This is a genomic window from Mycobacterium sp. NGS67, assembly GCF_059812185.1.
Map to the genome: position 1 here is coordinate 1 of NZ_JCALCF010000049.1, position 21,071 is coordinate 21,071.

At 63.9% G+C, this 21,071-nt stretch carries 23 protein-coding genes and 1 pseudogene; 8 read left to right on the top strand and 16 right to left on the bottom strand.

What is annotated here, in order from left to right:
- Positions 1-856 (bottom strand): NAD(P)/FAD-dependent oxidoreductase (locus tag AC5Y4D_RS26115; protein ID WP_500038620.1); only part of this gene is annotated, 856 nt, incomplete at its 3' end.
- Between the two features lie 85 nt (positions 857-941).
- Between AC5Y4D_RS26115 and AC5Y4D_RS26120 the strand changes: the two genes are divergently transcribed.
- Entirely contained in the window at positions 942-1,550 is a 609-nt protein-coding gene (locus AC5Y4D_RS26120) for a TetR/AcrR family transcriptional regulator (protein ID WP_500038621.1), read from the top strand.
- Positions 1,551-1,658: 108 nt separating this feature from the next.
- Here AC5Y4D_RS26120 and AC5Y4D_RS26125 read toward each other — a convergent pair whose 3' ends face one another.
- Positions 1,659-2,897: an IS110 family RNA-guided transposase gene (locus tag AC5Y4D_RS26125; RefSeq protein ID WP_500038640.1), complete on the bottom strand. Its 1,239-nt coding sequence runs from the start codon at positions 2,895-2,897 to the stop codon at positions 1,659-1,661.
- A gap of 590 nt (positions 2,898-3,487) precedes the next feature.
- Here AC5Y4D_RS26125 and AC5Y4D_RS26130 point away from each other — a divergent pair.
- A complete protein-coding gene (locus AC5Y4D_RS26130; protein WP_500038622.1) occupies positions 3,488-3,847 on the top strand; it encodes a hypothetical protein in 360 nt (119 codons plus the stop codon).
- A 114-nt stretch (positions 3,848-3,961) separates the two neighbouring features.
- Positions 3,962-4,588 carry a helix-turn-helix transcriptional regulator gene (locus AC5Y4D_RS26135; protein WP_500038624.1) on the top strand — a complete coding sequence of 209 codons (627 nt, stop codon included), beginning with the start codon at positions 3,962-3,964 and terminating at the stop codon, positions 4,586-4,588.
- A gap of 703 nt (positions 4,589-5,291) precedes the next feature.
- Here the strand turns inward: AC5Y4D_RS26135 and AC5Y4D_RS26140 are convergent.
- The 10 genes and pseudogenes from AC5Y4D_RS26140 to AC5Y4D_RS26185 all read right to left on the bottom strand — a co-directional run bounded on the left by AC5Y4D_RS26140 (position 5,292) and on the right by AC5Y4D_RS26185 (position 12,299).
- Positions 5,292-5,822 carry a hypothetical protein gene (locus AC5Y4D_RS26140; RefSeq protein WP_500038625.1) on the bottom strand — a complete coding sequence of 177 codons (531 nt, stop codon included), beginning with the start codon at positions 5,820-5,822 and terminating at the stop codon, positions 5,292-5,294.
- The gene (locus tag AC5Y4D_RS26145; protein WP_500038626.1) at positions 5,819-6,937 is read right to left on the bottom strand and encodes a hypothetical protein; all 1,119 of its coding nucleotides are present in this window, start codon (positions 6,935-6,937) and stop codon (positions 5,819-5,821) included. Before AC5Y4D_RS26145 ends, AC5Y4D_RS26140 begins: the two co-directional genes overlap by 4 nt.
- A gap of 63 nt (positions 6,938-7,000) precedes the next feature.
- The gene (locus tag AC5Y4D_RS26150) at positions 7,001-7,312 is read right to left on the bottom strand and encodes a hypothetical protein (protein WP_500038627.1); all 312 of its coding nucleotides are present in this window, start codon (positions 7,310-7,312) and stop codon (positions 7,001-7,003) included.
- A gap of 200 nt (positions 7,313-7,512) precedes the next feature.
- Positions 7,513-7,623 (bottom strand): annotated as a pseudogene (locus AC5Y4D_RS26155) (excalibur calcium-binding domain-containing protein); the annotation flags it as partial.
- Between the two features lie 114 nt (positions 7,624-7,737).
- Entirely contained in the window at positions 7,738-7,917 is a 180-nt protein-coding gene (locus AC5Y4D_RS26160; protein WP_500038628.1) for a hypothetical protein, read from the bottom strand.
- A 423-nt stretch (positions 7,918-8,340) separates the two neighbouring features.
- The gene (locus AC5Y4D_RS26165) at positions 8,341-8,820 is read right to left on the bottom strand and encodes a P-loop NTPase family protein (RefSeq protein ID WP_500038629.1); all 480 of its coding nucleotides are present in this window, start codon (positions 8,818-8,820) and stop codon (positions 8,341-8,343) included.
- Positions 8,821-8,840: 20 nt separating this feature from the next.
- On the bottom strand, positions 8,841-9,455 hold the full coding sequence (locus AC5Y4D_RS26170) for an AAA family ATPase (RefSeq protein ID WP_500038630.1): 615 nt from the start codon (positions 9,453-9,455) through the stop codon (positions 8,841-8,843).
- Positions 9,340-10,758 carry a MobF family relaxase gene (mobF, locus tag AC5Y4D_RS26175; RefSeq protein WP_500038641.1) on the bottom strand — a complete coding sequence of 473 codons (1,419 nt, stop codon included), beginning with the start codon at positions 10,756-10,758 and terminating at the stop codon, positions 9,340-9,342. Before mobF ends, AC5Y4D_RS26170 begins: the two co-directional genes overlap by 116 nt.
- On the bottom strand, positions 10,686-11,114 hold the full coding sequence (locus AC5Y4D_RS26180; RefSeq protein ID WP_500038631.1) for a hypothetical protein: 429 nt from the start codon (positions 11,112-11,114) through the stop codon (positions 10,686-10,688). Before AC5Y4D_RS26180 ends, mobF begins: the two co-directional genes overlap by 73 nt.
- 987 nt (positions 11,115-12,101) lie before the next feature.
- Positions 12,102-12,299, bottom strand: a complete 198-nt coding sequence (locus AC5Y4D_RS26185; RefSeq protein ID WP_500038632.1) for a toxin-antitoxin system — start codon at positions 12,297-12,299, stop codon at positions 12,102-12,104.
- Positions 12,300-12,518: 219 nt separating this feature from the next.
- On the opposite strand from AC5Y4D_RS26185, the gene istA (AC5Y4D_RS26190) reads away from it, so the two are divergent.
- Positions 12,519-14,039 carry an IS21 family transposase gene (gene istA, locus AC5Y4D_RS26190; RefSeq protein WP_500038633.1) on the top strand — a complete coding sequence of 507 codons (1,521 nt, stop codon included), beginning with the start codon at positions 12,519-12,521 and terminating at the stop codon, positions 14,037-14,039.
- Positions 14,036-14,848, top strand: a complete 813-nt coding sequence (gene istB / locus AC5Y4D_RS26195) for an IS21-like element helper ATPase IstB (protein ID WP_055577415.1) — start codon at positions 14,036-14,038, stop codon at positions 14,846-14,848. Before istA (AC5Y4D_RS26190) ends, istB (AC5Y4D_RS26195) begins: the two co-directional genes overlap by 4 nt.
- Positions 14,849-15,217: 369 nt before the next feature.
- Here istB (AC5Y4D_RS26195) and AC5Y4D_RS26200 read toward each other — a convergent pair whose 3' ends face one another.
- The 4 genes from AC5Y4D_RS26200 to AC5Y4D_RS26215 all read right to left on the bottom strand — a co-directional run bounded on the left by AC5Y4D_RS26200 (position 15,218) and on the right by AC5Y4D_RS26215 (position 17,775).
- Complete coding sequence (locus AC5Y4D_RS26200) at positions 15,218-15,550, bottom strand: ClpX C4-type zinc finger protein (RefSeq protein ID WP_500038634.1); 333 nt, start codon at positions 15,548-15,550, stop codon at positions 15,218-15,220.
- A 269-nt stretch (positions 15,551-15,819) separates the two neighbouring features.
- Positions 15,820-16,281 (bottom strand): hypothetical protein, encoded by a 462-nt coding sequence (locus tag AC5Y4D_RS26205; protein WP_500038635.1) that lies wholly within the window; start codon positions 16,279-16,281, stop codon positions 15,820-15,822.
- Positions 16,278-17,276 (bottom strand): hypothetical protein, encoded by a 999-nt coding sequence (locus AC5Y4D_RS26210; protein ID WP_500038636.1) that lies wholly within the window; start codon positions 17,274-17,276, stop codon positions 16,278-16,280. The genes AC5Y4D_RS26205 and AC5Y4D_RS26210 overlap by 4 nt, the downstream gene beginning before the upstream one ends.
- A 196-nt stretch (positions 17,277-17,472) precedes the next feature.
- Positions 17,473-17,775 (bottom strand): hypothetical protein, encoded by a 303-nt coding sequence (locus AC5Y4D_RS26215; protein ID WP_500038637.1) that lies wholly within the window; start codon positions 17,773-17,775, stop codon positions 17,473-17,475.
- Positions 17,776-18,092: 317 nt separating this feature from the next.
- Between AC5Y4D_RS26215 and istA (AC5Y4D_RS26220) the strand changes: the two genes are divergently transcribed.
- The 3 genes from istA (AC5Y4D_RS26220) to AC5Y4D_RS26230 all read left to right on the top strand — a co-directional run.
- On the top strand, positions 18,093-19,334 hold the full coding sequence (istA, locus tag AC5Y4D_RS26220) for an IS21 family transposase (RefSeq protein WP_500038638.1): 1,242 nt from the start codon (positions 18,093-18,095) through the stop codon (positions 19,332-19,334).
- The gene (gene istB / locus AC5Y4D_RS26225; protein ID WP_306249098.1) at positions 19,334-20,134 is read left to right on the top strand and encodes an IS21-like element helper ATPase IstB; all 801 of its coding nucleotides are present in this window, start codon (positions 19,334-19,336) and stop codon (positions 20,132-20,134) included. The genes istA (AC5Y4D_RS26220) and istB (AC5Y4D_RS26225) overlap by 1 nt, the downstream gene beginning before the upstream one ends.
- Before the next feature lie 401 nt (positions 20,135-20,535).
- On the top strand, positions 20,536-21,071 hold a 536-nt coding region (locus AC5Y4D_RS26230), incomplete at its 3' end, for an IS110 family transposase (RefSeq protein WP_500038639.1).

Sequence of the window (21,071 nt, forward strand, 5' to 3'; positions counted from 1 at the left end):
CGGCATCTCCAACCAGCACCCAGCCCGGGCCGGCTGACTCCCGAAAATAACTGTGCCAGTTCGCCATTACTCGTAGCGGACCCTGCCGCTCGGCGTGTCGCACAATGTCATCGAGTTCGGGCCAGGCATGAATAGCATTGCGGAAGTTGACTTCTCGGTTTCGATGGAAGTCCGCGGCCTCGCGATGGTCGACGGCGACGGCCGCCATGTACAGCCCAGAATCTGTGGGGCTGGCCAGGTATGCCAGATTGCCTCGACGCCCGATCCTTAGTCGGGGCTCTTGGGGTCCGGTGGCGAAATAGCCCCACACCGGTATTCGACCCGCCGGTTTCACCAGGTACTTGCGCGCATGAACCGACTTGGCGACTATCGACTCCCGACCGTCGGCCCCGATCACCAGATCGGCACTTACTGGTTCATCAGCAGTGTCCACTCCGGTGACCCTGTCGTTGTGAGTGCAGACGCCCGTGACGCGGCAACCCGTCCGAACGTCGACTCCAGCCTCCACTGCCACCTGCTGTAGCGCCTGATCGAGGACTGCTCGGCGTACGTTCAGTCCCGGATACGAGTAGGCGCCGTCCAAAGTGCCATCAATGCGGACGTCTTCAACGACGAGACTGAACCGCTCCAATGGCGCCGCATCCCGCGCCAGTAGCGGTTCCAGTGCGCCGAGTTCTGCGAGCACTTCCACCCCTCGGGGCTGAATCACGTGCGTGGACGGCGTCTCGCTAGGGAAGGCAGCCTTATCCATCAGACAGACCCGTGCCCCAGCCCGGGCCAAATAGGTGGCGAGTGACGCGCCAGCGCAGCGAGCACCAACTATGACGACGTCAAATGATTTCATCCGCGATCCCATGGCTGCAGCGACTTACCAATGGTAAGACTAGGGTTGAACTGGAAACTTATCAATGGTCAAATCGTCTACCCGATATAATTCCCACATGTCTTCACAGGACGGTCAGCGTGAATACCACCACGGTGACCTGCGTGCGGCTGCCGTCGCCGCGGCGGTCGTCGAGGTGCACGAAGTCGGCATCTCTGCTGCTTCTATGCGCCGCATCGCCAAACGCGCCGGCGTTACGCATGCTGCACTTGCCCATCACTTCGCCGATAAGACTGGTTTGTTTACCGCCGTGGCCGCAGAAGGGTTTCGGCGCATGGCGGCGGCGATTGGCAATGCCGCCGCTAGTGATCGGGGGTTTGTCTTCGGAGGGGCGGAGTACGTGAGGTTCGCGCTCGAAAACCCCGGCTTCTATGAAGTGTTGTTCCGGCCATCCCTGTGCAAACAAAACGACCCCGACTTGAAGCAGGCCCGCACAGAGGCTTTCGACATCCTCTACGGAAGTGCCCGGCGAAGCCTGACCAGTGTTAGTAACTCCGAGGCGATCACCGAGGGCGACGTGGCCAGCCTCGCCATCGCCGGCTGGTCAATGTCCCACGGGTACGCGACGCTATTCGCGACTGGAAACTTCGCCGATCGCCCCGCCGGCGACATCTTCCACGGAGTCAAGCTCCTGGCATCTCTGATCGCCAGCGCCTCGCACGGCTAACAACCTAAGGTCGACCCGAACTCCGCAAGTCACTTCACCTCTCGCGGCCAACCCGCAACAGTTAAGGAAGCCTCGTCGAGGAGAGTTGCCGAAGGCTAAGCACGACCGCTACGCGGGCACGCCTCCGTGAATGCTCAGAGCGAACGCTTTTTCGCCGTCGAACACCCGTTGATTCTGTAGGCAGTAGTAGAGCTGACCTAGGAACTTATTGACAAGGTGGCGCATCGCCGCCGCGTGGCGGTCACCCTGTTCGCGTCGCCGGCGATAGTGCTGCTGAGCTGCGGGATAGTTGCCCATCGCGGCGAAGGCCCACACCCAGCCGGTGGCCGCGAGTCGGTCGTTTTTGATTCGTCGCCGGGTGATGGAGATCGACCGTCCTGATGCTCGCGTGATGGGCGCGGAGCCTGCGTAGGCTTTCAACGCTCGGGCATCGGCGAATCGTGTTCGGTCATCACCAATCTCGCCCAGGAGACGGGCGCCGGTGGAATCAGCCAGTCCGGGAAAGCTGGTGATGATTTTATAGTCGGGATGCGTCTGGAATAGCTCTCCTGCGGCCTGACCGAGTTGCACAACGCTCTGGCACGCGGCGTTGAGAGCGGCTAGGAGTGCCAGGGTTTGGCGCCCCATAGCCGTCTCGACGAGCGGCAATTGCCGCAGTTGCGGTGTGCGAAGCGTTGCTTTGAGCTCGGCCGCGATCTGGTCAATGTTCCGGCTTCGGCCGGATCGCCGCAGTGCCGCCGCGATGCGACTGACCGAGAGCTTCACTGCTGCCGCGGGTGTGGGGGCGATGGCAAGGATTGCCCGGGCTTCGGGACTGGCGATGCCGATCTGGAAGCGGCCGTTGAAGGCGGCCAGGAATGTCGGGTAGAACTCACGAAGGAATGACCGTAATTCGTTGCTGGCCTTGGTACGTCGCCAAATCGCGTCTTGATGTCCGCGGGCCAGCACTGCGATGGCTTGGCAGAGTTCGGTATCAGCTGGCATCGTCCGGTGCAGGTGGGCGTCGACGCGCAAGATGTTGGCCAGAGTCATCGCGTCGGCGTGGTCGGACTTGGAGCGGGCGACCGAATGACGGTCTCGGTACCGTGCCACGGCCAACGGATTCACCGCATATATGGGACGTCCGGTGGCCCGCAGCGAGGCCACGAGCAAGCCGCGGGGCGTTTCGATCGCGACCGGTATTTGCGCGTCCGCGCAGTCGCCGGCTTCGGCGAGCAGTTCGACGAGCTGGGCGAACCCACTGGGATCATCTGGGATGCGCCTCTTGGCGATCAGGTTGCCGTCGTTATCGACGATGGCAATGTCGTGATGGGCTTCGGCCCAGTCGATGCCGCAGAATAGTTTCACCGTGCCTTTTCTCCTGCCATGTTGAGGGGTCTGTGGGTTCACAAACCGGGCCGGGTGCGCAGCGCTCTACTTATGAGGCTCGATGGCCTTCCCTCCGATGGAGCTGTTCGCGATCCCAGCGATCTGCACGGAGTCAGTCTTTGTTCAAGAACTCGGCGGTTCGCAAATATCGAGACGTCGATCCGTGCAGACGGCTTGCACCACGAGCTCAATCCCAGCCGCTCAAACCCCTGCAACCCGGACCCGACACGCACGGTCTAGAGAAAGGACTCTAAGTCCGGAAACGAGAAAGGCGTTTGCCGCAGCCAGGCCGCAGGGGTGAACGAAGCCGCTAACCCAAGTGAAACGCCAGGCATTGACACCCGCAGCACGCGGTCGTTCGGAACTAAGTAGAAACGAGACAGCCCGCGGCACCGCCGCGCACGGAGAGTTTCGACACCGTTCGAATCAGTCACGGTAAAGTTACCGACGTTTCTCGGCGTGTCTACCCTGGACATGAGCTAACCTCCATTACCATTCGGCTAGTACCGCTCTTGACAAAACGCAAGAGGGGTACCTACGCTTCGTCCTATACAGGATGGAGAAAGCCTATGGCCACCCAACCGCAGCACTCCGCGGGCTCGACGAGCACCGCAAGCACGACACCGGCTCTGGCCCAGCTCCTCTTGATGCCAAAGTTGACCGACACCTTCGAGGTACCCGGTGGCCAGATCCTGACGTGGGACGAAATCAGGCGTACCCGTCCGGTGACCCCGCCTTTCTGGTGGCGAGACGCCTTGGAGCGACGAGGAACCATTCCCAACGCACTGGAATGGCTCCGCCAGAAAAAGTTCGTCTTGTCCGGCGAAGCGACCGGCTGGCGCGTCGTCCATCTCGGTAGCGGCAACGTAGTCGCCCGGATGCGCCCCGAAGACCCGTCGGCCACCGTCGATGTTCACTTCAGCCGCTGATCCTCGGTCGAATAAAAATGCTTCCTGTGGGAATAGCTCTATTTGTCATACCCGCGTTTTAGTCTTAATCAACAGCACACCTACAAACACAAACACACCTAGAACCACGCCAACATGGAGATCACCACAATGCGGAACGACGCAAGCGCCGGCCACTCACACCCCACACTTCTCCTCGACAAGGCGGCGCCTTCGGCAGACCCTGCGTCAGGAATTCCGGAATCCGTGTCACCCGCCGAAGGGAACAACGGAACCTGGATCGTGACCTATGACTGCGAGTCCGAGCTACGGACACCGGATCTCGACGACGCCCTGATCGACGTACTCGCCGACGAACTCCTCGACCACCTGCCACCCCACAGCCGGCCCGTGATCTCTGCCATCGGCACACGACTTCGGCTCACCTTTCAAGTCACCGCCGACGCCGCCACCGCCATTCCGATCGGCATTGCCCACACCTGGTCGGCACTGGAGGCCTGCGACCTCTCGGACTACCAGATCACCCACGCAGCACAAATCAGCCTGCGCGAACACCAACGCCAAACTGCCGCAGGGAAACCCCAGCGCCTGCACCTCCTCAACGCAACCGAATGCGCCAAGGAACTTGAAATCACCCGCCAACGCGTCGGCCAACTCATCGACGCAGGCGACTTCCCCGAGCCAGCCGGCATGGTTGGAAAGCGTTTCGTGTGGTCCGAATCCGACATCCTTACCTACAAAACACGACGCGCAGGACGCTGACACGACGCTTCAAGCCTGCAGGGGACCGTACTAGGCGGTCTCCTGCAGGGTGGAGACCGCGCGTCGGTGTCAGGCCGGTACAGACGGCCCCGGCTTACCACCGAGACAAAGAACTGAGCCATCTTCATTCTTTAGAACGAGACAACAGAGGTGTTCAAAGCGCTGTGCTGCTATGTGATCCACGCCACATAGCCGCGCTGGCCGCCACCGCGCTAATATTCAGCTCCCCGGTAAATGCGCCGGTCCCGCACCCGAAAGGTGTAACTCTCCTTGAAATAGCTCTCGCAGTTTGAACCAGCCCAATGACATGCGGCGATGCCGTGTGTTCAGAGGTTCAAACTAAATAGAGAGGAGGGGAGGATGGGAACGAAGGCCTCACTGGTAGCCAAGCTGCAACTCGCAGTCGCCGCTATCCAGCTGGTTGTGAACATCATCTTCATGCACCACCCGGGTCTATAAAGATCCTCAAGGCCCTCGGCGGGCTTCCCGCCGAGGGCCTTTATGTTGCAGCGCAACGACTTACAGTGCTGGACTCACGTAGCGATGACCTTTTTAATCGGGTTCACGGTCCGAGACAGGATCTTGAGCCGTGTTCATTTAGCAATGAGACAGGGGCCTATCGGTTGGACTGGTGTGATTGCTGCGGTTGATTGCATTCAAGGTTCCTTGAGCGACAACCAGTTTGGCTCTTTCGGGTGTAATCTCACCCAGGCGAGCGCCGAGTGGTGGTGCCAGGGTGCTCAAGTCTCCATTGCACGAAGACCTGTCCTGGTTTGCAGTCTGGGATTGCTGAGACATGGCGCCGCGCTGGAGTGCCGGAATCAAAATATGGAATGTCGTCGCCGGCTACCCACGCTTGCAGTTTCACGCCGTCTCGAAACGCTTGTACGCATTCCGCGGGGACAGTGCCGGGGGTATATGTCAACGGCGACTGCTGAATCCCGTTTGGGTAGTAGCCCTGAAGGTAGTTCCGCCACTGATCGTTGGGCATCAGGAAGTCGATGTTGTAGGCGTAGCTGTCGGTGCCGCTGCCAAGTCCTTTGGTGACATCGGTGGCCGAGGCGGGCACGGCGACTTTGAGCGCGAGTTCGGGGTTAGCCCAGTCATCGTTGTGAATGTGCAGGTCTTTTTCGCTACAGCCTGTGCCCACACCGATGACGAAAACTGCTGTGAGAGCAAGCCAGGTACGCAGGGTGCGAACGTGGACGTGGACGGTTCGGTTCACGGTCGTCACGGGGTGTGGCTCCATTGCGGTGAGGAGGTCCCGGTCGTGTCGAAGGTTCGTGCCCATCCCGCGCGATTGAGGTCGTTGAGCATGCCCAGCTTCCCGCGGGCATCGAAGTTGTAGTAGTCATAGACCGTTGTCTGCGCGGCGATGGTGTAGGCGCCGTGATCTGAGGGCATCGCGACCCCGCTGGTCTGATAGGTAAACGTGCCGAGAGTGAAAAACCAGTCGGGGTGAGTTTCCCAGTCCGGGGTGTAGGAGCCGGTGTAACCGCTTTGGAACGCAATCGGTCCGGTGTAGCCGGCGGGCATGACCGCGCGGGCACGCTCGACCGCCTGGCGAGACAAGGAATTGGTGGCCGCCTGAAATCCCGGTAAATCACGGAACATGGCATCGACCGACACGCTCGCTTGGGTCCCGGTGTTGTCGAAAAAGTGCCGCAGCAGGCGGTTGAAATTTTCCATCCCTTTGTTCGAACCGAAAGAACCGCCCTCTTCCCAAAAAGCGCGCACCGCTTGCATTTTGACCTGATCGGTCAGATCGGGTTTCCACGTCCGCCACTGCTCGTCGCCCGAACCATCGCGGTCTGCCCGCTCTCGCGCAGAACCCGGGCCAGTAGTCGGTAACTCCCGCGGCGGCGGTAAGTGCGGGGTGAAAGGCCGCTCAGCATCGCTGACCCCCATCAAGGCGTTGGTGATCTGCCAGTCATACATCTGTGCCGCAGCCTCAGCACTGAGCAGCAGCATCCGCAACGTGTCTTCCAAGGTGGCCCGTCGCGTCTGAATGTTGTCGTCATAGGCCTCGACATCGGTGCGGATGGTGACCACGCCATAGTCGCTGATGGCGAACAATCGTTGATTTTCGGCATTGTCAACGATTTCCAGAATCGCCTCACGCAACAGGCCCAACTGCTGAGCGGCGGTGTCCAACACCCCGGAGGCATTCGTCCAACGGCGAGCTTTTTCCTGCATCGAAGAGGCGTGATCCTTCGCGCGCACCGTCGCAGCATCGCGCGCTTCCCCCGCCCAGTCGCTGCCGATCCCGCCCAAACCGTCGATGATCCGTAACGCGCTTTGGCTGATGTCGGTAGCCCCCAGGCGCAGTCGAACCGCTGTCGCCGTCAAATCCGTCAGCGTCCATTCCCGGACCTGGCTGACACTGGGAGCCATCAGCGCGCTGATCGCTGCTTAGTGCGCAGACGGTCGTGGGGCGTCGCCGGCGTCCTGGCGCTCGAAGGCATCAATCGCCCCCAGCACCGCATCCCCAAAACCATCCAAATCACCTGTGAGCAAATGCATCTCGTCGTTCTGTGTACCGGCATGAGCAACGAGTCCCGAGTTGAGGACAGTGCCGTCACACGCGCTCGCGCCGGACAAAAACACATCGCGAATCCGGAGGGCAGCTAACGTGTCCGAGACGTCATAGACGACCTTGGCGAACCCGCGCACCCGATCAGGATCAAGCCGAAAATCCCTGTGATGATGCCGCTGTTCAGCCATCGCCATCTTCCCTCGCTTCGAGCAACGCCAGCCAAGCCGAGCCTAACGAACACCGGTGACCAGACACCCGGTGTTGGCCCGCCCCATACCCCCGGAATCAACAGATGCGCTCAGGTCGCCTGGTGTCCAAGTGGTGGCGTCCTTAGTCGAGGGTGACCCAACCTGCACACCCATCCGATCGGAGTAACGAAGAAAAGAAGTTAACCGCCATCTCGTTGGCAGGCCACGCCATCCCCGTCCCGGTCCAGGGCCGGGTGATAATCGATGTCGCCCCTGGGAATGTTGGACCTTCCATCCGCCCAGGCCTGGTCGCAGTTCTGGTAGTGATGCGGAAGATTGGTCGGCGCAGACCGGGTCTTTGTCCACGGCTACGTCGGCGCGCCGTCTTCGCCCAGGTTCTGGGCGTTACCCAATCCGGCGGCTAGTCAATGGCGCCAGCCAGTAACCGCGGCGATCATGTCACCGACGGCTCGGACGATGTCGGCCACCGCGTGTCCCAGATCAGTGATTCCGGCGGTGGAGCCGGTAGCGTGGACGGTGTAGGCCCCCAGCAGGCAGAAACAGACGATCGCGACGATGCTGACTACAGCGGTGTTAGTGCTCACAAGCATGCTCCATTCGGAGTTGCCGGACCGGGACCCGTCGCCGGGTCGTCCCGGGGGTTGGCAAATCGCCGTATCCCACTAGTTCTGGGCGGAACTCGGCCCGAACACAGTGCGGCGACAAATCGCCTGACCTTGGTGGTGGATTGCGCAGACGGGCTTCATAGGCGAAAAAGGTACGGAGCTGGGGTGCACGACCCCACGTAAAACGCTCTGAGCTGGACATACCGCAGGCGATCGCCCTTATTTAGGGCATCACAGCCATAAACAGCCCTATCTTCTGGTTGCTCACCACACGAAATACAGGATGGGAATGCGCAGCGACCCACCACCTCGGCCGCCGATCACTGGCAACGCCACACAGCCATGCGCCCGCTACCAGTTCGGGGTCACCAACAATCCCAACAGGGAACCGTCGGCTGGGTCCTACAGCTCCAGTCCGTGGCTTCGGTCGCGTTGCTGCTCGCGGGTGCGGTGTAGGTGCTGCTCCACCCAGCGGCGTTGTTCGAGGATGACCTCGAGTTGTTGGTCGTGCCAGGCGCGGTAGGTGCGCTGGCGCTTGTGCAGGGCGCGGGTGCGCCGCGCCAGGAGGCCGCGCACGATGTCGGGCAGCTGGCGGGGGTCTGTGGCGGCGGCGACGTGATGAGCGGAATGGGCTGCGTCGCCGCGGTGGGCGATCACGGCACGCACCAGCTGAATGGCTTCGCTGTCGGTGCCGCGGCGCAGCACGTGCATCCCGGGCTGGTCGCGGTGTTCGTGCGCGGTCTCCCCGCCTTGACGCTCATAGAGGTAGGCGGTGTTGGACTCCCGGCCGCGGGTCATTGCCACATACAACAACGCCCGGTTGGTGCGTTCCCCCAACACGGCGTGGGTGGTCTCCGCGGTGACCCCTTGCGCGGAGTGCACGGTGACCGCATACCCGTGGGTTACCTGCTGGTGCAGGTAGTCCCGGAGAAAGCGGCCCGCGCCCCATCAGTGAGGCGCCGCGCGGCGATGCGGTCACCGGCGGGGTCCACGGCCAGGACCTGCCAGCGTTGCCCGTTGCGGACCGGGGCATCCACGCGTCGGGTGTTATCAGCGGCCGCCAACACCGTGATGTCGGCAGTGTTGCGCCGGGTCAGGATCAAATCCCCCACCGCGAGCTGGTGCCCCCGCGCTGCGCTGATCGTCGGGGCGTGGGGGTCGCGGGCGGCGTCGAGGTGGTCGTCGTGGAGCCGCTGGTTGAGGGCGTCGGCGATCTCGGTGGTGTCACCCACTAGCAGCGCATCTTCGCCGGCGGCGATGTCGGCGCGGTACGCCTCAAGGGCATCGGCAGCCATGGAGATCGGGTCCCCGCACCGCAACCGGCCATGGGCGGCATACCAGTTCACCGCGCGGCGTACCGGGGCGGGCCCGCCCTCACGCAACGCCAGCGACGCAGCCCGTTCACCGGGATCGGTCATTCGCCACACCTGCGAGAGGGTTTGGGTCCAGGGCAGATCCGTACAGAGTTGGGCGAACATCCCCCCACACGCTTTCACTGGGGACAGTTGGTGGGGCATCACCGACCAACACCGTCTTAGCGCCGGCCGTAGTGGTCGCGGTCAGCAGCGCCCGTAGCTCGGTGGTGCCGACCATGGCGGCCTCATCAAGGATCACCAGGGTGTGCTGATCCAGCTGCAGCGTTTCGTCACGCAACGCCGCTAGCGCGGCGGCGACGGTCATCCCGGTATCCCCGGCGCCTTCACGGACCGCGACGTCGACGGCTTTGCCGGTCGGCGCGATCACCAGCACCCGTTTACCACTGTGGCGGGCGCCGATCCGCAGCGCCCGCATCGAGGTGGTTTTCCCGGCCCCCGCCGGCGCCGAGAGCGGGCAGACAAGCCACGGCAACCACGCAATGGTGGTTACTGCACGCGCCTGATCCGCCGAGAGCCCCGCCACATCCAGATCCCGCAACCCGTAGAGCTGTCCGCGCTCGTCGCGGGCGTCGACCAGCTCGAGCAGGCGGGCCTCGGTGGCAAGGATCTTGTCCAGGGTGAAGCGTTGCGATCCCTCCCGCTGATGGGCCGCCCGCGGCCCCGAGATCCGCATCCCGAGCTGCTCGACCGTAGCCTCGATCACCTCCCGAGGGGTGCGCGGATCACCGTCGATGTCGACCGGGAGTTGCGCGCCGATCAGCTCCACCAAGTCCGCGCGCGTCAGCACCGCTTTGCCGCGCTGTTCGGCTGCCTCGACCAGTCGGCTGCGCGACCACACCCCCCGCGTCGCTCTTGCTTGGCGGGCGTGGCGCGCCGCCTGGTGCGCGTCGCGATTAATCGTCCAGCCGCGCGGATCTTCGCGCCACAACCGGCGTAACTCGGTCCACGCCAACTGCTCGGGTTTGCCCGGGCGGGTCGCTTTCTGCGCGGCCGCTAATTGGGCTTGGGTCGGCCCGGTCGCCGGGTCGACCACGACCAGATTTTTGGCCGCCCACGCCCGCAACGCACTAGCGCGCTGCGACCACGCGGTGATACTTCCCGGGTCGATCGCGGCGACTTCGGCCATCCCGGTGGCGGGGTCGATCGGGGACCATTCCACCCCGATCGCGCGGTGCAACTCCCGGCGCAGCGTCACCTGATAAATCACCCCCGCCGCCCGCGCCTCATGAAACAACGACGTGCCATCGAGTGACACCAGTTCCCCGTCCGCGCGGGCTTGGCGGTTGGGCACGATCACATGGGTATGCAGATGCGGATCGATCCCCCGCCCAATGCGGGAGGCATGAAAAGCATGGGGCCGAAATTGGCCCGTTAGGTGTTGTCGTTGAGGCCACGGGCCGCGCGGATCAGCGCCTCGTGGCGCGCGGTGTCTGTAGCTACCAATTGGGTGCGCCGGGCGGCGGCTCGCCGGGTCGCGGCGGCGGCCGCCGCGACCGCCGCGAGGTGTCCAGGACCGCCCAGCGCCGCCACCCCGACCGCGCGCGTCGCGGCGGCCCGCGCGCGGTCGGCGAACTGGTCGGCGACCCGAGCACGCGCCGCAGCCAACTCCTGGGCTTCACGGGCCATGTCCGCTGCCGCCGGCCGCACACTGAGATCGCCGTGCCAGGCCAGCATCGCCCCCAGTAGTCCGATCGGTCGATACGGCGCATCCGGCAGCCACCCATGCACCCCAGCCCAGTCACTGACCAACTGATTGATATCGCGCGCAACCCAGCCGTGTCGGGCCGGGCCGGCCAGCACCCTCGCCCACGCTGCCGGGCTGTAGCGGCGCGCCCACGCCGGCTGGCGCGGCGTGTAGCGCCGCGCGTTGCGGCGCCCTGAGGGCGCCGGCTTTCGGTAGTAACTCCTTCCTTACAGGAGAATTCGTACTCAAAAGAGGACCCTTCGGGGTGGGGTGACAGCGCCCTCAACCTCGTGCTGAGGGACGGGTAGTCGTGCAGCGCCCACACGCTGGCCCAGCCCCGCCCCCGATCCCTCACCCGCCACGACGCCAGCCGCTCGGCCCGGGTCCGTTGCCGCCCCCGCAGCACCTCAGTAGCCACCCCCAACAACCGCAATGCGGTATCGGCGCGCTGCACCGTCCGCACCGACAACCCCGTCACCGCCGCCAGGCGCTCATTAGTGGGCCGGCAATTACGCCCCGTTCCGTAATCAGCGAAACCCGCGCGGGCCTCAGCGACCGCCAACAGCGCTTGGCGACTAACCGGGTTACCCGGCATCAGCACACGCACCTGCGAGTCATAGCGGCAGTCATAGGCCACTGGAACCGTAAACATCGCCCACCGCGCCGCGCGCCCACTCCAACACGGCACCCCCGCCCACGCCAGCGCACCCAAATCCAGGGCGATCGCCGGCGGCGCAAAAGCGCGGCACTTCGCATCCCACAACACGCGGGTACGCGGGCCCGTACGCGCCACACCACGCCGCGGCCGCCCAGCGGTACACCCCCGATAAGGGGGGATGAGACTGTCCCCACCCAGTGAGGACAAAAGTTGATCACGATGCGCGCCGTTATCTAGAACCGCAGACAGGTATGCGCTACCGTGGAACGAGTCCAGCAAGACACGTCCCTTTCAAGGGGCAACGGGTGCGGACCCAGAACCGAGCGCCAACTCGGTTCAAACCCTCCGACAGGGCCCCGCAATTGCGGGGCCTTCGTCATCTCAGCGAGTCATCCACACCGCTATGGAATTTTTGGCCATCCGCCCGACTGTCGGGCTGCGGTGCTCACATCGCCAACGGCAACACCTCGTTGTCAAACTCGCGAACGGCGTCAGGTCGACCTACCGCGATCGCGAGTAGATCAGCGGAGAGTTGACTAACACTGGTGCCGCGCTCGGCGGCCATTTCACGTAGGCGGCCGTAGACGACCGCCGCGGCGCGTACTTTGATCTGTTCGCGATCACCTTTATGCGGCTGTGCCATGTCCCTGATTTTTACTGCGGCATGGCCGTACCTGGTACCGACACGCCGCAGCGTCTGCCCATGGCCATGAAAAAGTACCCACTGGTGGCCAAGTCGAGGTATCCGTTTTTGGCCGGGTAAAAGTATCCACCCCGTGTTCGTCGTGTCGATCAGGAACTGCGGGCCCCGATGGTGACGGTGAAGGCGCCAACCAATCGCCATCACCACCGGGGAGTTCCATTGAAGTCTGCGAAGGACCGCATGGACATCATTTCTGCCTACCAACAGCTCGGGTCGTATAGGGCCGCCGCGGAGGAGTGCGGCACCACTCACCGCACCGTCAAGAAGGTCGTGGACAAGTTCGAGGCCGACCAGGCCGGTGTGCCGCCGCCACCGCGGGCCCAACGGGCGCATAACTATGATTCGGTGGCCGATCTGGTCGCTGAACGGGTCGCGAAGTCACATGGTCGGATTTCGGCCAAGCGGCTGCTGCCGAAGGCCCGGGCCGCCGGATACAGCGGTTCTGACCGTAACTTCCGCCGTCTCGTTGCAGAGGCGAAAGCGTTGTGGCGCATTAGTAATCACCGTGGCCGGCGGCCAGCGGTGTGGGAGCCGGGTGAGTATCTGGTCATAGATTGGGCCCAAGTCGCGCCGGGGTTGTTCCTGTTCTGCGCGGTGTTGGCGTTCTCGCGGTGGCGCTTCGTGCGCTTCGCCAGCGACCAACGTGCCTCGACCACGTTGGCGTTGATCGCCGAAGCTCTGGCCGCGATCGGCGGGGTCCCGGCGCGGGTGCTCGCCGATCGGATGGCCTGCCTCAAAGGCGGCGTCGTGGCCAATGTCGTCGTCCCTACCGCGGACTACGTGCGACTGGCCGGCCACTACGGGTTCGCCCCGGATTTCTGTCACGCCAGCGACCCGCAGTCCAAGGGGATCGTGGAGAACCTGTGCGGCTACGCCCAGGACGATCTGGCCGTACCGCTGTTGACCGAGGCCGCCGTCACCGGGCAACCGATTACTCTGCGCGATGCCAACGCCGCAGCCAAAGTGTGGTGCGCGGAAGTCAACGCCGCGACCCATTCAGAGATCTGCGCCATCCCCGACGAACGCCTGATCGTCGAACGTGAACTGCTGCAACCGCTCCCGTCCCTTCGGTTGCAGATCGGGGCACCCTCGGTGCTGCGCAAAGTCGACCGACTGTCCTGTATCCGGTACGGGTCGGCCCGCTACTCGGTGCCGATGCGGTTGATCGGCACCACGGTGACCGTGGTCGTCGACCACGGCGCGATCGTCTTGCTCGACCCCGCGACCGGGGTGGTCGTGGCCGAACACCAACTCGTCGCCCCCGGCGGTGTCTCGATCTTCGACGACCACTACGACGGACCCCGGCCGGCACCCAGCCGCGGGCCACGCCCGAAGACCACGGTGGAAAAGCAGTTCTGCGATCTCGGTGAGGATGCGCAGGCGTTTCTGGTCGGTGCGGCGGCCATCGGCAACACCCGCCTGGCCTCGGAGTTGGAGATCCTGCTCGCCCTGGGCGCTGCCCACGGCCGCGACGCCCTGGTCGGTGCGCTGCACCGGGCGGTGGCGTTTCGCCGGTTCCGGGCCGCCGACGTGCGTTCCATTCTGGCCGCCGGCACCGGCACACCCCAGCCCCGCCCGGCCGGCGACGCGCTGATCCTGGACTTGCCGGTGGCCCCGACCCGTTCCCTAGACGCCTACAAGATCACCCCGGTCACCTCCGACGGCGAGGTGATCTCATGACCACGCCGCCACCGGTGACCGCCACCGAACCCGTTGCACCACCATCGGTTCCGCCGCTGGCCGCCGATCTGGACGCCGGGCTGCGGCGGTTGAAGCTGGCCGCGGTGCGGCGCACTGCACCCGAAGTCCTGATCACCGCCAAGACCCAACGCTGGACCCCCGAGGAAGTGCTGCGGACCCTGGTCGAGACCGAACTGGCCGCACGGGATGCCTCCAACGTCGTCAACCGCCTCAAAGCCGCGGCGTTCCCCGTCCCCAAGACGTTGGACAGCTTCGACGTGGCCGCGTCCTCGATCCAGCCGAAAGTGTTCGACTACCTGTCGAGTCTGGAATGGGTTCGAGCGCAACACAACCTGGCGATCATCGGCCCAGCCGGCACCGGTAAGTCTCACACCCTGATCGGGCTGGGGACCGCCGCGATCCACGCCGGGCACAAAGTCCGCTACTTCACCGCCGCCGACCTCATCGAAACCCTCTACCGCGGCCTGGCCGACAACACCGTCGGCAAGATCATCGAATCGCTGCTGCGAGTCGACCTGATCATCCTCGACGAACTCGGATTCGCGCCCCTAGACGACACCGGCACCCAGTTGTTGTTCCGCCTGGTCGCCGGCGCCTACGAACGACGATCACTGGCCATCGGCTCGCACTGGCCCTTCGAGCAATGGGGTCGGTTCCTACCCGAGCAGACCACCGCCGTCAGCATCCTCGACCGCCTGCTGCACCACGCCACCGTCGTCATCACCGACGGCGACTCCTACCGCATGAAAGACGCCAAACACCGGAAGGAGCGGCCCACACCAACCTAGGAACTACCGCACGGGGTGGATACTTTCAACTGGCCACCAGCGGATACTCCAACTTGGCCATTGACAGCGTCCGTGACATTTTCGTTATCGCCAAGCGTGCTCCCATCGCCAGGATTGGGCAGCGCTGACTGTTGGGCGAGGTGTGGCTGGCGACAACGAGACCAGCGGGGAAAGCTGATGCGGCGGCGATTACCGCCTATGCCGGGCAAAGCGGCGATAAAAATTTCCCCGGTATGACTGCGCCATATACCGCTGAAGATCACACCGGTGGCTTTTCCGCGGTTCCGCTTCTTCGGGAGACCGGACATTCGTGGGCCGATGACCTCAATCGGCCGGACGTGTTCGCCGTTGTCGTAACAGCCGCGGGATTTAGTTGAAGCGTTCCCAAGCAGCTTGTCGGGTCACTCCGAGTCCCTGCCCGATACGCGCCCAGCTCACTTCCCGCCTGCGCAACGTGTCTACTAGTCCGCGCAGCCCGGTGTCAGCTGCGGCAGCGCGCCCAGCTGCCGGCGCCAACCGGGCAAGAAGTGCCGCGTCACCCTCGGACCTGAAATCCGGAAAAGGCACCGACGGGTCGGCGAGGATGCGTACACAGCTGTCGACGCAAGCGTCACAGATGTGGGCGGACGCTCCGGCAAGCAGCCGCTGCACCACCGTTGCATCCTGTAGGCAGAAACTGCACGCAAGCTTGACCGCCGACACGGACGCAATTGAACTTCACCATCGTCCGTTGTGTCAAGATGTCCTTGACACAACGGACGGCTCTAGCCACTGGCCCCCGCATGGTGACAACACGTTGTTTGCCCTTTACAAAAGGGACGGCGCGCCGTGTCTCGTTTGTAGAGATTTGGGGCCGACCAGATCTTGTCTCAATTGGTCTAAATGGATGATCCTGTGTTCTCGGTTGGCGTGGAAAGCGGCTATGCCGTATCCGACGCCTCTGGCCTGGGATGTCCACCTGAGGGGTAAGGCTATTTCGGTCGGCCGAGGATCCATTGCACGTAGGCTTTGCCTGGCTGGCAGTCGGGGGTGACGCTGACCATGCGAAGGACGTGTTTGTTGGTGTTGCGGTACTGGATTTGGTCGTCGACCGTCAGGTCGCTGAGTTTTGTTCCGGAGCGCAGCACAGCGAAACATAGGGGTGAGGCGCTGCCGTCGTTTTCTCGGACTGGTTGTTCGTCGAGTTTTTTCCCGGGGTAGTAGTGCTCGACGTAGTCGCGCCATTCGTTGCTGGGCATGAGGAAATGAACCCTGTCCTGCCCTGTACCCATTTCGCTACCAAAGCTGGTGGCGGATTTGGGTATCTCGATTTTCAGGTCGCCGACAGTGCCGGGGTCTTGGTCGGTCCAGCCGGGTCCGCACCCGGTGACGACCGGGCCGATCAGCAGTGCTGCGGCGGTGATCAGGGTGATGCGGTGTCGGTGGCGGGTCACGGCCAGGTGCTCGTGTAGGTGCTCGAGGTGCCGGTGGTGGTGAAGTTTTGTGCCCAGGCGGCGCGGTGCAGATCGTTGAGGTCGGAGGCTTGCGGCCAGGGGTGTCGGTCGGTGCTGTCGAAGTTGTAGTAGTCGTAGATGCTGGTGCGCGCGGCGATGCCGTAGTGGCCATCGCCGCTGGGGGTGGCTATTCCGCTGCTTTGGTAGCTGAACGTGCCCAGGGTCGCCCACCAGTCGGGGTTGGAGGAGCTGTCGGGGCGCGCTGGGGTGCCGTCAGGTTTGACGTTTGCATAGCCGGTTTGAAAGGCCACGGGTCCGTTGTACCCGGCGGGCATCGCCCCGACAGCGGTCTCGACGGCCTGGCGGGTTTGGGCTTGGGCTGCGGCACGGAACCAGGGCATGTCGTAGAGCATGTTGTCCACCGGCACCGTCATGGGTGTGCCGGACCCTTGCAGGAAATGTTCTAAAGCGTCGGGAGCGAACTTGTTTCCGGCTATCCGGGCGCCTTCCACCAGTCCCTCCGCCCACAGCTGGGTGCCTTGGAGCCCCATTTTTCCTAGTGTGCCCGGGTGATAGGTCCCGTGTTGGTCGGGGCCGGACCCGTTGGCGTTGGCGTTCTCTATGGGCCCGGTCGGCGGTGCGGCCGCACCCGGGAAGAACCCGCGGGAGTACCACTCGGAGCCGACCAGTGCCGCTGTCGTGGCTTCGTCGTACTGCTGGGCACATAACTGCGCGGTCGCTAGCAGTGACCGCAGCTGTGTTTCCAGAAGGGCGCGGGATGCCTCGGCGCGCTGCTGCTGGGCTTCATTTTGGAGGGTTGCCGCGTATTCCTTGGTTAGTTGCACGCTGCCGTCATCGCCGATGAGGTACATCCGGACGTTCTCGGGGTCATCGACCTTGTCCAGGACGGCGGTGCGCAGCAGTCCGAGCTGTTGGGCGGCTTGGTCGAGGACAGCGGCGGCGTTGTGCCAGCGCTCGGCTTTTTGTTGCAACATGCCGGTGGCGTCTTTGGAGCGCACCACCGCGGCGTCGCGTGATTCGCCTTGCCAGTCAGTGTCAATGCCGGACCGGCGAGCCCGTTAATCACGGCCAATCCGCCTTGGCTCATCTGCTCGGCGCCGCTGCGCAACCCGGCCGCGGTGTTGACCAACCCGTCCAGTTTCCAGTCCCGAACTTGGGAGATCCGCAGCGTCATCCAGTACGCGGATTCGGTGGTGTCGGAGACAAATTGCCGTCGAGTTGTTCGAAGGCATGGACCGTGTCGCGCACCCAATCGCCGAAACCGTCGAAATGCGCCGACAACGCCTGCACATGACCGTGTTGCTCTGCGGCATGCAGGGTCAACCCCGACACCAGCGCGGTACCCGCGCACGCAGCTGCCCCCTCACGCAAGATGACGTCGGCTCGAATTTCGCTCAGCTGGTCAGAAACCCCGTATACCTCGCGGGCGAACCCACGCACCGCCTGGGGGTGCAAAACAAACCGCTCCGCCATGACCTCACCCCCAATGAAATGCGGTTTCCACAATCAACCACAAGGACACCCCAACGATAAGTGCTATCGCTGCGTCACCCGTTCTGAGACGCACGGCTTCCTGCCCCTGAGGATGTCTCGAATCTAGAGAAACGAGACGGCCCCACGCGACTACATTGCGGTCGCGTAGCACCAGGTCGCACTGTCTCATTTCTACTTAGATGCGAACGGTCGGCCCGGTGTCAGCGGCACGTGAATTCTGACCCCGGCGCGGCAACTGAAATTTGACCCCCTGGTGCGGTGGCCTGGCTTTAGTCGAGCCAGGAGGACCCAAGGGAATGTTGTCTGTGGAGGATTGGGCTGAGATTCGTCGTCTGCGTCGGGCCGAGGGCCTGCCGATCAAGGTGATCGCGCGGATGTTGAACATTTCGAAGAACACGGTGAAGTCGGCGCTGGCTGATGATGGGCCACCGAAGTACGAGCGACCGGCGCGGGGTTCGATCGTCGATGAGGTCGAACCGCGGATCCGGGAGCTGCTGCAGGTCTATCCGAGGATGCCGGCCACGGTCATCGCCGAACGGATCGGCTGGCAGCGCTCGATCCGGGTGCTCTCAGCGCGGGTGGCCGAGTTGCGGCCGGTGTATCTGCCACCGGATCCGGCCTCACGCACCGCCTACGCCGCAGGCGAGGTCGCCCAGTGCGATCTGTGGTTTCCCGACGTGGAGATTCCGGTCGGCTTCGGCCAGAGCCGCACCGCGGCGCGACTGCCGGTGCTGACGATGATCAGTGCCTATTCACGCTGGCTGCTGGCCATGCTGATCCCGTCGCGGCGAACCGAGGATCTGTTCGCCGGGTGGTGGGAGCTGATCAACCGGCTCAGTGCGGTGCCGCGGGCGCTGGTCTGGGACGGCGAAGGCGCTATCGGTCGCTGGCGGGGTGGGCGGGTTGAGCTGACCCAGGAATGCCAGGCGTTTCGCGGGGTGCTGGCCACCAAGGTCATCGTCTGCCGACCGGCTGATCCGGAAGCCAAGGGCCTGATCGAACGCTCCCATGACTATCTGGAGCGTTCGTTCCTGCCGGGGCGGACGTTCGCTTCGCCGGCGGACTTCAACACCCAGATGAGTGACTGGCTGGCCGTGGTCAACACGCGCACCCGCCGCGCGTTGGGCTGCGCCCCGACCGATCGGATCAGCGCGGATCGGGCCGCGATGCTCGCGCTGCCTCCGGTCGCGCCGGCGGTGGGATGGACTGCCTCGTTGCGGCTGCCGCGTGATCACTACATCCGCCTTGACGGTAACGACTACTCGGTGCACCCGAGCGCGGTCGGTCGCCGGATCCTGGTCCGCGCCGATCTGGATCGGGTCCAGGTGTTCTGCGACGGGCAACCCGTCGCCGCCCACGACAGGATCTGGGCCACCCATCAGACGATCTCCGATCCGATCCATGTCGAGGCGGCGAAGGTATTGCAGCGCAGACGAATCCAGATTCCGCCGCCGCCAGCCGAGACTGAGGTGGCGGTGCGGGACCTGTCGTCCTACGACGCGGCGTTCGGGGTCGATCTCGACGGCGGAGCCGCCTGATGGCCACCACCAAAACCACGCCCGGCCGTGACGTCAGCGCCGAACTGGCTTATCTGACCCGGGCGCTGAAAGCGCCGACCCTGCGTGACTCGGTCGCCCGGCTGGCTGAGCGAGCCCGCGCGGAGAACTGGACCCACGAGGAGTACCTGGCGGCGTGTCTGCAGCGCGAGGTCTCCGCTCGGGAGTCTCACGGCGGGGAAGGGCGTATCCGAGCAGCCCGGTTCCCGGCACGCAAGTCGTTGGAGGAGTTCGACTTCGACCATGCCCGCGGACTCAAACGCGACACCATCGCACATCTAGGAACCCTGGACTTCGTGACCGCCCGCGACAACGTCGTGTTCCTCGGACCACCCGGCACTGGCAAAACCCACCTGGCGATCGGTCTCGCGATGCGGGCATGTCAGGCCGGCCACCGCGTCCTGTTCGCCACCGCCGCCGAATGGGTCGCCCGCCTGGCTGACGCGCATCACGCCGGACGCATCCACGCCGAACTGACCCGCCTCGGGCGCTACCCGCTCATCGTGATCGACGAGGTCGGCTACATCCCCTTCGAACCCGAAGCGGCCAACCTGTTCTTCCAGCTGGTCTCGGCCCGCTACGAACGCGCCAGCCTGATCGTCACCTCCAACAAAGCCTTCGGCCGCTGGGGCGAAGTGTTCGGCGACGACGTCGTGGCCGCCGCCATGATCGACCGCCTCGTCCACCACGCCGAAGTCATCACGTTGAAAGGAGACAGCTACCGCCTCAAAGACCGAGACCTCGGCCGCACACCTACCGCGGCCACCACCACTGAGGAATAATCACCAACCACCCCGGCAGGGGGTCAGTTTTCACCTGCCGCCAGGGGGTCAACTTTCAGCCGCCGTCGACACCCGGGGCGCTCGTTGGGTCTGTTCGGTTCACCTCGCGGCTACGTCGTGGCAACGTCTTTCTCATTTCGGGACCGCGTTTGAGTCCTTAGACAAGACCGAGCGTGTCGCGGCGGGTCGTGAGGGTTGTAGTGGGTGGGATTGGTCGTGGTCGTTGCCCTCCGCGCGGAGATCGTCTCAGTGTTTTCCGGCCGTGTAGGCCTTGACGAAGGCCGACAGCCGTGCGGGTCGCTGGGATCGTGAACAGCTCATCGGAGGGAAGGCCATGGAGCCTTGTAAGTAGAGCGCTGCACGTCCCTGCCGGGTTGACCAGCTGTTACACGCACTCATGGATGGAAGGCACTTCTCACGTGACGCTGTTTTGTGGAATCGACTGGGCTGAAGGGCATCACGATGTGGCCATCATCGATGCTGGTGGCACATTGGTGGTCAAGAAGCGCATCACCGACGACCCCGCCAGGGTCGCTGAGCTCATGGACGTGCTCACCGCGCGGCCGGCGACATCGCCGAGCAACCGATTCCGGTGGCGATCGAGACGCCGCGGGGACTGTTGGTGGCGGCGCTGCGGGCTACGGGACGGCCGGTGTATGCGATCAACCCGCTGGCAGGTGGCCCGCTACCGGGAGCGTCACTCCGTGGCTCGGGCGAAGTCCGACCATGCCGATGCGATGACGTTGGCTCATATTCTGCGTGTCGATGCCCATCTGCATCGCCACCTGCCCAATGACAGTGAGTTATGCCAGTCGATCGCCGTCCTGGCTCGTGCTCATCAGGACGCCATATGGTCACGGACCAAGGCACACAACGAATTACGTGCTGTGCTTCGCGAGTTCTACCCGACATTTCTGGCTGTCTTCGCTAAACGGTT

What these genes read in the sequence shown, in the direction of transcription:
- AC5Y4D_RS26120 (WP_500038621.1), top strand. Translation starts at nt 942, where the DNA reads ATGTCTTCACAGGACGGTCAGCGTGAATACCACCACGGTGACCTGCGT.
- AC5Y4D_RS26130 (WP_500038622.1), top strand. Translation starts at nt 3,488, where the DNA reads ATGGCCACCCAACCGCAGCACTCCGCGGGCTCGACGAGCACCGCAAGC.
- AC5Y4D_RS26135 (WP_500038624.1), top strand. Translation starts at nt 3,962, where the DNA reads ATGGAGATCACCACAATGCGGAACGACGCAAGCGCCGGCCACTCACAC.
- AC5Y4D_RS26150 (WP_500038627.1), bottom strand. Translation starts at nt 7,312, where the DNA reads ATGGCTGAACAGCGGCATCATCACAGGGATTTTCGGCTTGATCCTGAT.
- AC5Y4D_RS26170 (WP_500038630.1), bottom strand. Translation starts at nt 9,455, where the DNA reads ATGCCCCACCAACTGTCCCCAGTGAAAGCGTGTGGGGGGATGTTCGCC.
- AC5Y4D_RS26185 (WP_500038632.1), bottom strand. Translation starts at nt 12,299, where the DNA reads ATGGCACAGCCGCATAAAGGTGATCGCGAACAGATCAAAGTACGCGCC.
- istB (WP_055577415.1), top strand. Translation starts at nt 14,036, where the DNA reads ATGACCACGCCGCCACCGGTGACCGCCACCGAACCCGTTGCACCACCA.
- AC5Y4D_RS26210 (WP_500038636.1), bottom strand. Translation starts at nt 17,276, where the DNA reads ATGTTGCAACAAAAAGCCGAGCGCTGGCACAACGCCGCCGCTGTCCTC.
- AC5Y4D_RS26215 (WP_500038637.1), bottom strand. Translation starts at nt 17,775, where the DNA reads ATGGCGGAGCGGTTTGTTTTGCACCCCCAGGCGGTGCGTGGGTTCGCC.
- istA (WP_500038638.1), top strand. Translation starts at nt 18,093, where the DNA reads ATGTTGTCTGTGGAGGATTGGGCTGAGATTCGTCGTCTGCGTCGGGCC.
- istB (WP_306249098.1), top strand. Translation starts at nt 19,334, where the DNA reads ATGGCCACCACCAAAACCACGCCCGGCCGTGACGTCAGCGCCGAACTG.